The sequence below is a fragment of the Kushneria sp. EE4 genome (genome assembly GCF_977968315.1).
In genome coordinates, this window is sequence record NZ_OZ386212.1 from 2,173,769 (window position 1) to 2,186,428 (window position 12,660).

6 protein-coding genes (1 of these 6 running past the window's edge) are annotated in these 12,660 nt (G+C 61.1%); 2 read left to right on the plus strand and 4 right to left on the minus strand.

The genetic code is table 11. The features are described 5' to 3' along the window. The 3 genes from ACXMYO_RS09895 to fabV form a co-directional block, all read right to left on the minus strand. Positions 1-6,126, minus strand: the 5' portion of a protein-coding gene (locus tag ACXMYO_RS09895; RefSeq protein ID WP_457808591.1) for an Ig-like domain-containing protein. Its footprint begins 21,312 nt before the window's first position; only the first 6,126 of its 27,438 coding nucleotides appear in the window; the start codon lies at positions 6,124-6,126; its stop codon lies beyond the left edge, outside the window. Positions 6,127-6,397: 271 nt separating this feature from the next. Then, entirely contained in the window at positions 6,398-7,072 is a 675-nt protein-coding gene (locus ACXMYO_RS09900) for a DUF2959 domain-containing protein (protein ID WP_457808592.1), read from the minus strand. Between the two features lie 8 nt (positions 7,073-7,080). Then, a complete protein-coding gene (gene fabV, locus ACXMYO_RS09905; RefSeq protein ID WP_457809486.1) occupies positions 7,081-8,280 on the minus strand; it encodes an enoyl-ACP reductase FabV in 1,200 nt (399 codons plus the stop codon). Positions 8,281-8,522: 242 nt separating this feature from the next. Here fabV and ACXMYO_RS09910 point away from each other — a divergent pair, with 242 nt between their 5' ends. Then, positions 8,523-8,918, plus strand: coding sequence for a DUF7079 family protein (locus ACXMYO_RS09910; protein ID WP_438764358.1), 396 nt, complete (start codon positions 8,523-8,525; stop codon positions 8,916-8,918). 64 nt (positions 8,919-8,982) lie between these two features. Here the strand turns inward: ACXMYO_RS09910 and ACXMYO_RS09915 are convergent, their stop codons facing one another. Next, a complete protein-coding gene (locus tag ACXMYO_RS09915) occupies positions 8,983-11,454 on the minus strand; it encodes a mechanosensitive ion channel domain-containing protein (RefSeq protein WP_457808593.1) in 2,472 nt (823 codons plus the stop codon). 260 nt (positions 11,455-11,714) lie between these two features. On the opposite strand from ACXMYO_RS09915, the gene ACXMYO_RS09920 reads away from it, so the two are divergent. Further along, positions 11,715-12,611 carry a LysR substrate-binding domain-containing protein gene (locus ACXMYO_RS09920; protein ID WP_438764361.1) on the plus strand — a complete coding sequence of 299 codons (897 nt, stop codon included), beginning with the start codon at positions 11,715-11,717 and terminating at the stop codon, positions 12,609-12,611. Positions 12,612-12,660 lie beyond the last annotated feature (49 nt).

Here is a 12,660-nt window from a genome sequence, read left to right on the forward strand (position 1 = left end):
GGTATGGGCCACGGATGCCGAAACACTGCCGGCCCCAGCGGCAGCCAGGATCGAGCCCGGTACCGCGACGCTGAACGTGCCGTTCTGACCGACGGTCGCCGTATAGCTCTGATTGCCGACGTTGACCGTGACGGTATCGCCGGGGGCGGCATCACCACCGGCACGACCGGTAATGGTGATATCCTGCGCCGCTTCTGTGGCATTGATGACGTCATCGCCGGCGATCGTGTCCAGCGAGATCGTGACCGCCGGAATGGTCGTATCGACACCATAGCTCACTGCGGTGTTGGCCGAGCCGCTATTACCCGCCGCGTCGGTATGACTGACGTCGGCACGAACTGCCTCGTTGGCAGCCAATTGAGCGCCAGGCACGTTGATCGAGAAGGTGCCGTTGCCGTTTACTGCACCGGTGTAGCTCTGATCACCGATCGTCAGAGTGACGGTATTGCCCGCAGCAAACTCACCGCTAACCGAGCCGGTGACCGGGATATCGCGACCGGACTCCTCGGCGTTGACGATGTTGTCGCCGGCAATGGTGTCGAGCTGAATGGTAAGAACCGGCGGCGTGGTATCGACCGCGTAGTCGCGAGCGGTCTCGGCACTGCCGGTATTTCCTGCGGCATCCGTATGACTGACCGAAGCCGAGACACTGTTGGCGCCAGTCGAAGCCAATACTGATCCCGGGACAGCGACGCTGAACGCTCCGTTCTGGCCGACGGTCGCCGTATAGCTCTGATTGCCGACGTTGACCGTGACGGTATCACCGGGTGCGGCGTCACCGCCGGCACGACCGGTGATGGTGACATCCTGCGCCGCTTCCGCGGCGTTGATAACGTCATCGCCAGCGATGGTATCGAGACTGATCGTCACAATGGGAATGGTTGTGTCGACGCTGTAGCTGACTGCGGTATTGGCCGAGCCGGTATTGCCCGCTGCGTCGGTATGGCTGACGTCAGCGCGGATCGAATCACTCTGCGCCAGCTGAGCGCCGGGCACGTTGATCGAGAAGCTGCCGTCGGCATTTACCGCACCGGTGTAGGTCTGCTGACCCACCGTCAGCGTAACAATGTCGCCTGCGGCGAACTCGCCGCTGACCGAACCGGTGACCGGAATGGTCTGGTTGGCTTCATCGGCGTTGACGATATTGTCGCCGGCAATGGTGTCGAGCTGGATGGCAAGAACCGGCGGCGTGGTATCGACCGCGTAGTCGCGGATAGTTTCAGCGCTGCCAGTATTCCCCGCAGCGTCAGTGTGACTTACGGATGCCGCGACACTATTGGCACCGGCAGCAGCCAAAACCGACCCCGGTACCGCAACGCTGAACGCACCGTTCTGACCAAGGGTCGCCGTATAGCTCTGGTTACCCACGCTGACCGTGACAGTATCGCCGGGCACCGCGTCGCCGCCGGCGCGACCGGTGATAGCCACATCATCTGCGGCTTCCGCTGCGTTGATGACGTCATCGCCAGCAATGGTATCGAGGCTGATGGTCACCACAGGGATAGCGGTGTCGACCGCGTAATTCGCAGCAGTGTTAGCGCTGCCGGTATTGCCCGCCACGTCGGTATGACTGACCTCAGCGCGGATCGAGTCGCTCAAGGCCAGCTGACTGCCCGGCACGTTGATTGAGAAGCTGCCGTCGGCATTCACTGCGCCGGTATACGTCTGCTGACCGACCGTCAGGGTCACTAGGTCACCGGCAGCGTATTCACCAGAAACCGTGCCGGTCACCGGGATATCGCGACCGGACTCCTCGGCGTTGACGATATTGTCGCCGGCAATGGTGTCGAGCTGGATGGCAAGTTCCGGCGGCGTGGTATCCACCGCGTAGTCGCGAGCTGTCTCGGCGCTTCCGACATTGCCAGCGGCATCCGTATGACTGACCGACGCCGAGACACTGTTGGCGCCAGCGGCAGCCAAAATCGAGCCCGGCACGGCCACACTGAACGCACCGTTCTGACCGACCACCGTGGTGTAGTTCTGGCCACTGATCGAGACGGTGACCGTATCACCGAGCGCGGCGTCACCGCCGGCGCGACCGGTGATGGTCACATTCTCGGCGGCTTCGGCCGCGTTGATGACGTCATCGCCGGCAATGGTATCGAGGCTGATGGTGACGACCGGAATATCGGTATCAACGGCGTAGCTGGCCGCGATGTTGGCCGAGCCGGTATTGCCCGCCGCATCGGTATGGCTGACCTCGGCACGGATCGCGTCATTTTGTGCCAGCTGGCTGCCGGGCACGCTGATCGAGAAGGTGCCGTCACCGTTTACCGGGCCGGTGTACGTCTGTTGGCCTAACTTAAGGGTAACGATGTCGCCGACAGCGTATTCACCAGAAATCGTGCCGGTCACCGGGATATCGCGACCGGCTTCCTCGGCGTTGACGATGTTGTCGCCGGCAATGGTGTCGAGCTGAATGGTAAGCACCGGCGGCGTGGTATCCACCGCGTAATCGCGGGCGGTCTCGGCGCTGCCGATGTTGCCGGCCGCGTCCGTGTGACTGACCGACGCCGAAACACTGCTGGCACCAGCGGCTGCGAGAATCGAGCCCGGTACCGCAACGCTGAACGCGCCGTTCTGACCGACCACCGTGGTGTAGTTCTGGCCAGCGATCGAGACGGTGACCGTATCACCGGGGGCGGCGTCGCCACCGGCACGACCGGTGATGGTCACAGCCTGCGCCGCTTCCGCCACATTGATGACGTCATCGCCGGCGATCGTGTTCAGCGAGATCGTAACAATGGGAATGGAAGTATCAACGTTATAGCTCGCCGCAGTATTCGCCGAGCCCGTATTGCCCGCCGCGTCGGTGTGACTGACGTCAGCACGAATCGAATCGCTCTGTGCCAGCTGGCCGCCCGGCACATTGATCGAGAAGGTGCCGTCACCGTTTACCGCGCCGGTGTAGTTCTGATCGCCTACTGTCAGGGTGACGATGTCACCTGCGGCGAACTCGCCGCTGACCGAACCGGTTACCGGAATGGTCTGGTTGGCCTCATCGGCGTTGACGATATTGTCACCGGCGATAGTGTCGAGCTGGATCGCAAGCACCGGCGGCGTGGTATCGACGGCGTAGTCGCGAGAGGTTTCGGCGCTGCCGATGTTGCCGGCGGCATCGGTGTGCGAAACAGAGGCAGTGATCGAACCCGCACCAGCTGTTGCCAGCGCGCTGCCCGGCACTCCAACGCTGAACGCGCCGTTCTGACCCACAACCGTTGAGTAGTTCTGGCCACCGACCGAGACAGTCACCGTATCACCGGCCACAGCATCACCACCGGCGCGACCGGTGATGGTCACATCCTGCGCCGCTTCCGCCGCGTTGATGACGTCATCGCCGGCGATCGTATCCAGCGAGATCGTGACCGCCGGAATGGTCGTATCGACACCGTAGCTCACTGCGGTGTTGGCCGAGCCAGTATTACCGGCCGCGTCCGTGTGACTGACCTCGGCACGAATCGAATCGCTCGAGGCCAGCTGGCTGCCGGGCACGTTGATCGAGAAGGTACCGTCGGCGTTGACGGCACCGGTGTAGCTTTGATCACCAATCGTCAGGGTGACGAGGTCGCCGGCCGCAAACTCGCCAGTGACGGAACCGGTCACCGGGATATCGCGACCTGCTTCTTCAGCGTTGACGATGTTGTCGCCGGCGATGGTATCGAGCGTGATCGCAAGAACCGGCGGCGTGGTATCCACCGCGTAGTCGCGAGCTGTCTCGGCGCTTCCGACATTGCCGGCGGCATCGGTGTGCGAAACGACAGCATTGATCGAGCCGGCGCCAGCGGTTGCCAGCACGCTGCCCGGCACGGCGACGCTAAACGCGCCGTTCTGACCGACGGTCGCCGTATAGCTCTGATTGCCGACGTTGACCGTGACGGTATCACCGGGAGCGGCGTCGCCACCGGCACGACCGGTGATGGTCACATCCTGCGCCGCTTCCGCGGCGTTGATGACGTCATCGCCCGCGATCGTATCGAGGCTGATGGTGACGACCGGAATGTCGGTATCAACCGCGTAGCTGGCCGCGGTGTTCGCCGAGCCCACATTGCCCGCCGCGTCGGTATGACTAACGTCGGCACGAATCGAATCACTCTGTGCCAGCTGAGCGCCGGGCACATTGATCGAGAAGGTGCCATCACCGTTTACCGAGCCGGTGTACGTCTGCTCGCCGACCGTCAGGGTGACAATATCACCTGCGGCAAACTCGCCGCTTACCGAACCGGTTACCGGAATATCGCGACCCGCTTCCTCGGCGTTGACGATGTTGTCGCCGGCGATGGTGTCGAGCTGAATGGTGAGTGCCGGTATCGTGATGTCGACGGCGTAGTCGCGACTGGTAGTGGCACTGCCAACGTTACCTGCAGCGTCACGATGGGTAACGGCTGCTGTCACCGTTTCTGCCTGCGCCAGTACCGAACCGGGAAGCGTGACCGAGAACGTACCGTCCGCAATGACGATCGTCTTGTAGCTCTGCGACCCAATCGAGATGGTGACAGAATCGCCCGGGGCCACATCGCCGCTGGTCGCTCCCGTTAGCGTTACCTCCCCGCCGGCCTCGTTGGCATTGAGCACGTCATCACCGGCAATGGTATCCAGCGAAATCGAGACGACCGGTGCTTCCAGCCGGGTTGTATAGCCATGTGTCGTCGTCGCGGTGCTGACACCGCCGGCATGGATGTGACTGATGGTGGCAATAACGGTATCGCTGCCGACCAGAATGTCTCCGGGCACAATGATACTAAAGGACAGGGCGTCATCCACGGCGGTCATATAGGCATAATCGCCAATGGTGACGGTAACCATGTCACCTGCTGCAGCATCACCGCCAGCGATGCCACCGACAAGGATACTGCTGCGTGCCTCATTGGCATTAACGATGTCGTCTTCCGTGACGGTGTTCAGGCTAATCGTGACGACAGGCGTGGCTCTGCTGTCATCCCCAACCGGGGCTACCGGCTCGCCAGAAACGTCATTATTGACTGGATCGCCGCCGCCGGTATTCGAGTCCGTCGGTGTGGTCGTGCCACCGCCGGTGTTCGGATCGGTCGGAGTCGTGGTGCCGCCGCCGTTGGTCGGATCGGTTGGTGTGGTCGTGCCGTCACCGGTGTTCGGGTCCGTCGGAGTCGTGGTGCCGCCGCCGTTGGTCGGATCGGTCGGTGTGGTCGTGCCGTCACCGGTGTTCGGGTCGGTCGGAGTCGTGGTGCTGCCGCCGGTGTTCGGGTCGGTCGGAGTCGTGGTGCTGCCGCCGGCATTCGGGTCCGTCGGTGTGGTCGTACCGCCGCCGTTGGTCGGATCGGTCGGTGTGGTCGTGCCGTCACCGGTGTTCGGGTCGGTCGGAGTCGTGGTGCTGCCGCCGGTATTCGGGTCCGTCGGAGTCGTGGTGCCGCCGCCGTTGGTCGGATCGGTCGGTGTGGTCGTGCCGTCACCGGCGTTCGGGTCGGTCGGAGTCGTGGTGCTGCCGCCGGTATTCGGGTCCGACGGTGTGGTCATACCGCCGCCGGTGTTCGGATCGGCCGGAGTCGTGGTGCTGCCGCCGGCATTCGGGTCCGTCGGCGTGGTCGTACCGCCGCCGTTGGTCGGGTCGGTCGGGGGGGGCGTGTCACCGCCGTTGGCCGGTGGCGTAGCGGTATCATCGGCATCGGCGCTATCGGCAAACCCCGAGAACGTCGACGCGGGGGTGACGCCTGCCTCGTCGAAAGCGGCGCTATAGCGGTACTCGGTCTGTTGCTCTCGGCCGCTGCGATTGATGTCGAAAGGCTGTGAGAAACCGCCACTGCCTGAAAGACTGCCACCGCCGGCGTTTTGGGAAGCACCGGCGGCCGGCGCCTGCTGTACCTCTGTCGGATCCTGCCCGGCGGCGATGGCGGCCTGTAGTGCCGCGATTTCGGGATCAACCTCTGCAGGCTGCTGTGCAAAGACCAGTTCCACAACATCGTCTGTGCTGACCAATGTGGCGGGCTGGCCGGCATTGAGGCTTAACACGGTGCCATCGGCCAGTATGACCCGGCCACCGTCGGCCGCCATCAATACCGCATTTTCCGGTAACGCCATTCCCTGAACCACCGCCTTGCGTGGGTCCAGAAGCAGCACTACGCCATCAACACGCGCAACCGTATAAGCAGCCATAACGTCCGTCCCCTATCCCGCCGTGATGCTGAAATGGTTCAGCCCAGGCGAATATACAGTGCTTGTCGCTTTTTTCTAATTACCGAATAGCGATCGTTTCTCATGCCAATTCGAGAATAAAGCAAATTAACTAATCTTGTTTTCTCGTTAAGGACTAATACAAATAAGAAACATCTAAAAATACAGCTTTTGGGGCGGCAATGAAAAGAGGGGCAATCGGACAGAAAAAAGGCAGCCCGGAAGGACTGCCTGAAAGGAGACAGGCGGCAGGTCAGTTCGCTGATTCCATCCCATCAATAAAGCGGTTGGAACGTTCGATGGAGGCCTGCATCTCACGCCTGAGCGTGGCGATCTGTGTTTCAAGCTGGCTGACTTCGCCCTTGAGCGCACCGATCGCTCGCGCGTTGAGGTTATGCTTGAGAAACAATACGTTGTCATGCATGGCCGTCAGCACCGGCGGCATGGTGTCTTCGGCGCGATGCATGGCATCGAGCATGTCACTGTAGCGCTGGCGTGTCTGCTCGAGCTCACGCTCGCTCTGACGACGGTATGATTCGTTCTGATATTGATCCAGCTCGCTTTCCCACTCCCGGAAAAGCGCCTGTGCCACACTTTCAATGGCATCAATGCGCTGACTGACGCGATCGGCCGCCGCCTGACTGCGCGCGTAATCAGACTCAAGCGCCGCATGGGCCCGGGATAGTTCACTTTCGGGCACCGTCACCACGCTTTGATAGCGCTCGAGCGCCGAGGAGAACTGTTCGTCGGCGTCCTGCTGTGCATCACGCGCGGCAATGACGCGGTCCGACAGGATATCGCGTTTGTGAACCCCGGCCTGCTCCATGACGTCATAGTAGGCACTCTGACAGCCGGACAGCAGCAGGGCCCCACACAAAACGGCCCCGGGTGCCCACGTCGCCCAACGGGCGTGTCGTAATCGCGCCATGATCGTCCTCAGAGCTGTACCACGTCGAAATCGACCTTCGGATTGACGTCGGCGTCATAGTCGACATCATCACGGTCAAAGCCGAACAGTTTGAGAAACTCGTGCTTGTAGCCGGCATAGTCGGTCAGCTCAAAGACGTTATCGCTGGTGACCTGCGGCCACAGCGCCTTGCATTCATCCTGCACGTCATCACGCAGTTCACGATCGTCCAGACGCATGCGACCGGCGTCATCCAGTGCCGGCGGCTGGTTGACCGTCAGATGCTCGTGGAACAGACGGTTGAGCTGGTCGATCGTGCCTTCATGCAGGTTTTTTTCCTTCATGATGCGATAGGCCATCGAGATATACAGCGGCATGACCGGAATGGCAGCACTGGCCTGGGTAACCACGGACTTGAGCACGGCCACGTTGGCATGCCCACCCTTTTCGCTCAGACGTGTATCAAGCGCTTTCGCGGCGCGGTCCAGATCTTCCTTGGCCCTGCCCAGCGAGCCGTGCCAGTAGATCGGCCAGGTGATCTCGGTGCCGATATAGCTGAAGGCCACCGTGCTGGCGCCTTCGGCCAGCACGCCGGCCTGATCGAGCGCATCGATCCAGAGCTCCCAGTCCTCACCGCCCATGACGCGAATGGTGTTATCGATCTCTTCCTGTGAGGCGGGTTCAACCGAGGCCTCGATAATCTGGTCCTTGTTGGTATCCAGCGCCGTGGCCCGGTAGGTCTCACCGATCGGCTTGAGGGCCGATTTAACCACTTCGCCGCTGTCGGGCAGCTTGCGTACCGGCGAGGCCAGTGAGTACACGACCAGATCGATCTGTCCGCCCATCTCGTTTTTGATCATGTCGATGGCCTGATCACGCGTTGCATGCGCGAAGGCATCCCCGTTGATCGACCGGCTGTAGAGGCCTTCAGCGCTTGCCAGCCTGTCGAAGGCAGCCGCGTTGTACCAGCCTGCCGAGCCCGGACGGGTTTCGGTGCCCGGCTTTTCATAAAACACGCCCAGCGTATCGGCGCCACATCCGAAGGCGGCGGTAATACGCGCGGACAGGCCATAGCCTGTGGAGGCCCCGATGACCAGCACCCTTTTGGGACCACCCTCGATGGTGCCACGCGAACGCGTGATCTCGATCTGCTCGCGCACATTCTGCTCGCAGCCGACCGGATGGGTTGTCGTACAGATGAAACCACGAACCTTGGGATGGATAACCACACTCACCTCTTCTTGCCGAAAATATGGACGGATGGCATTTCAGCAGATGAAATACCCTCCGAAGAATGCTGTGCCAAAGATGGCCGGGCGTCAGAACGCCAGGCGATGCTCAAAATTGAGTCATGACGGCCTGGCGCGTATTTTACCGGGTACGGACGCAGGTGTCCGCACAAGCCGGGGCCAATGTCCCTCAACCGCTTCAATATTGCAGGGTGAAAACGGTGTCATCGTCTCATGACAACATGAATGACCCCCAGCGTCTGCTCGATCATCGTCGTGACCTCTGGATGGCGCTGGCCCCGCTGTGGCTGGACCGTGAGCCGGGCGAGCGCGATTACGCGCACATGGCGGATGTCATCGAACAGTATGATTTCACAACCGGCGAGCTCGAGCGCATCTATCGTGTCGAGATGTCACCGGTACTGGCGCGCCACCAGGTCTCGCTGGCCGGCGAATGGCGAGCGTTCGATGAAGACCGACTGCTTCGTCAGCTGACCTTTCATGTCTGGAAGCTCACTCGCTGGCGCCGGGGGTTCTGGATGCTGTTCTCAGGTCTGACCACCATGATGACGCGCCACCGCTACAACATGCTCATGGATGTCGTCCTCACTCGACGCAGCGCCACACCGGATGAATAAAACGCGTGCATGAAAAAGGGGGCATCCAGTGGATGCCCCCTTTTGATGTTGCAACGAATCCGGATCAGCGATCCACGTCGTTGCCACCATCGCCTTCGTCGTTATCCTCATCAGGCAGCTTTTCATTCTCCCGCAGGCGAGAGCGCTCTGCCTGCCCGGCAGACACGGTTTTCGCTCTGTCGCCTTTTGAAGGCGTCTGGCCCGCAGCACCAGCCTGACCTTCCTCCACCACGTACTCGTCCAGAACATGAACGTTGGCCGGCGGTGCGCCACCGTTTTTGTCCTGACCGAAGTAGAGCGTGGTATGTGGATACGGGATCTCGATACCGGCCGCATCGAAATGCTTTTTGACCAGACGGTTGAACGCACGCCCGACGCCCCACTGCGTGCCGGGTTTGGTCTTGATCATGATGCGGATATTGACCGAGCTGTCGCCCAGCGACACCACGCCCGGCACGGCCATGTCATCGATGATGTTGACCGCCTGGTCCGGGTTATCGCGCAGTTCATCAAAGGCCTGATGGAGATGATGGATGGCATCGTCCACATTCTCGCGATAGGCAATACCGTACTCACCCACGTGGTAGGCAAAGTCACGCATGTAGTTGGAGACCGTATCCACAGAGGAGAAGGGAATCACGTGGTAGGTCCCATCCAGTGCCCGCAACCCTACCGATCGAATGGTGATCTTCTCCGCCGTACCGGTCAGACCGGCAACGCCCACGACATCGCCGGTATTCATGGCATTTTCAAGCTGAATGAACACGCCGGTAATGATGTCCTGCACCAGCTTCTGGGCACCAAAACCGATCGCCAGACCGATGACACCGGCACCAGCAATCAACGGCCCGATATTGATACCGATCTGGGACAGCACGATCAGTAGCGTCATGGTCACGATCAGGATCAGGATCGCATTGCGAAACAGCGACAGCAGCGTCTGCTCGCGGGGGCTTGGCGCGGATGCTGCACTCAGACGATGCTCGATAAAGCTGGCAACCACTGTCCAGATCAGCGTGGCGATGGACAGAATAATCGCCACATGAACGATCATGCCGATGGTTTCAGCGCCGCTTTCAGACGTCAGCCAGCCCGGCAGATCAAAGGCACGCCAGGCATCCAGCACCGTCAGCACCACAAAGATGCCCAGCAGGATGCGCAATCCTCTGAGTGCCTTTGGCACGTAGGAATTGACGCGTGCCTCCAGCATCGGCAGGCGCTCGCGCAGATTCTCGGAAAGATGAATGCGTCGCGCCAGGGCGATTGTGAGAACCGAGGAGATCAGGATACCGATGCCGATTGCCAGCAACGTCTGCACGGTGGCATGCGCCATGAACGGCAGCGCCTGGGCCGGCTGAACCTGGCTGACCACCAGAAGCACAGTGAAGTAGGCCAGCGCGAACAGATGCCAGGTGCGTCCCAGCATACGCAGCAGCGTGCTGAAAAACGCAAAGCTGATCTCGTCTGCCCGGCCGTTGAGATTGTCACGCAGCGTGATGCGGTTTTTCAGCACGACCCGCACGGCATAGATGTACACGCCGATCATGATGATCAGGCTGATCATCTGCCCGGCGGCCGGCGACAGCATGACATTGATCATGGGCACGGCCACCATCAAACCGTAGCCGGTAATACCCACCACGCGCGCCAGCCAGCGGTTCCAGTAGGAGGCGGTTTCGCTGGACATTCTAAAAAGACGCAGCGAATCATAGCGTGTGGAAAAAACCATTCTTATCAATGCCTTGACGATTTCGACGATGACAAAAGCATTGATAAACAGCGATTCGGCGCGACCGATCTCACCGCTCTCACCGGCAAAGAAAAGACTGACCACATAGCCCACGGCACCGGCCAGCACAATCACGATGACATCGATTAAAAGTGCGCCGACGACGGCTCCCCAGCGCCTGAGCAGGGCACCGGCGGCCTGCTTTTGCTCTCTTTCGTCGAGTGCCTGCTGTACATCCTCACCCTCACTCACCTCGATCGGTGGTGCCGAGGAAGGTGCCGGCTGTCTGGCCACCCAGGTATCGATGCGGCGGTAAACGCGCGCCACCAGCGCCCGGAAGGCATAAAAGGCAACCACCGTCGAGACCACGGCAATACCAAAGGCCAGCAGAATACTGCCCCAGAGTGACCAGGGCAGCCCGAGTCCTTCACCGTCGCCGGCACTGCGAAAGGCCGCGATGGCATCGGTCACATCCTCGGCAACGCCCTGGGCAAAATTTTGCGTCATTTCCGCGATGCGCCCGCCCAGAGACTGCTCCTGAGCCGGAACACCGGCAGAGGCTTCGCCGTTAACGGACGCTTCAGAAGGCGCTTCTCCCTGCGCAATACCGCGCAGCTGCGAGATCATTTCATTACGTGTCTGCTCATTTTCAAGCAGATCCGCCAGCGCCGCATAAGAGGGTTGCTCGGAGGCCTGCGAGGATGCCTCCGGTGTTTGGGGCTCTGCCATTGCAGCTACCGAGAAGGTGCCCAGCAAAAGCACCATCAGGGGCAGCCGAAGCCAGTAAAACAGCCTCTTTAAAGCCACATGTATTCTCCATGGTCGGATCAGGTTGATGCCATCGGGTTCGAAAACCCCTTTGCGGCGCACAAGCTTTCATAACCTGGTACAAAAGGCCAGTGCTTTCAAAACGCTGACAAGAGTCTATCGTCCTGACATGTCTGCGACCAGCACCGCCTGGCGCTGGCCCGCCAGGCGCGCCGTGCTGATCAGGGACCGTCACCCGTGATGCATGCGCCCCCGACAGAGGGCATCATGGTCGCTCCAGTTGTTACCCTGGCTTTCCGATGAAACTGCGCCACATCGAAGTTTTCCACGCTCTGATCAGCTGCAACAGCGTTAGCGCGGCTGCCCGTCGCCTCAACGTCTCTCAGCCGAACGTGACGCGAACGCTTGCTCACGCCGAAACGACGCTGGGCGTTCGCCTGTTCGAGCGTCATCCGCGCGGACTGACGCCGACGCCGGAGGCGCTACGGCTGTGGCCGGCCATCGAGGCGGCCGTCAAACAGCTTGATGTGGTGGACCAGCTGGGCCGCCAGCTGCGTCATGGCGTCGACCAGCATCTGCGTCTGGGGGCATCCCACGCGCCCGGACATCTGGTCATGCCGGGGGCATTGATCGCCCTTCAACGAGTGCTGCCGGCGCTGGAAATCGAGCTGGTCACCTCGCACTTTTCCACCCTGTGCGAGGAGCTTTTGGCCCACCGGCTGGATATGGCGCTGGCGTTTGAGCAGCCGGCACCCGAAGGCATCGAGTGCGAGCACCTGATGCGCGCGCCCATGCAGGCACTGCTGCCGGCACAAATGCCGGCCCCTGCCTGTGTGACGCTTGAGTGGCTCAATGCCCATGATTTGATCCTGATGCCGGAAGAGGACCCGCTGGGCGCCCTGCTGAATCAGGCACTCGAGGCCGAAGGGCTGATGCCAACGGCACGTTTGCGGGTCAAGACCTATAGCGTGATTGCCGAACTGGTCATCGCAGGCGGCGGAACAGGCATCGTCGACCCCTTTACCGCCGAGCGCTACCGCGACCGGCTACAGGTCCTGCCCCTTGCCCCGGCGCTTGACATGAACGTGGCGCTTTTGAAGGCGCGACACGTTCCTCAGCCCCACTGCGCGCATCAACTGCGCACCCTGCTGATCGAGCAGCTCGCCATCCATGCACGACGCTGGCAAAGTGCCTGAAAGGCTGGCATACGTTTTTGTTATACCGAGGCGACAAAACAGCATTCGA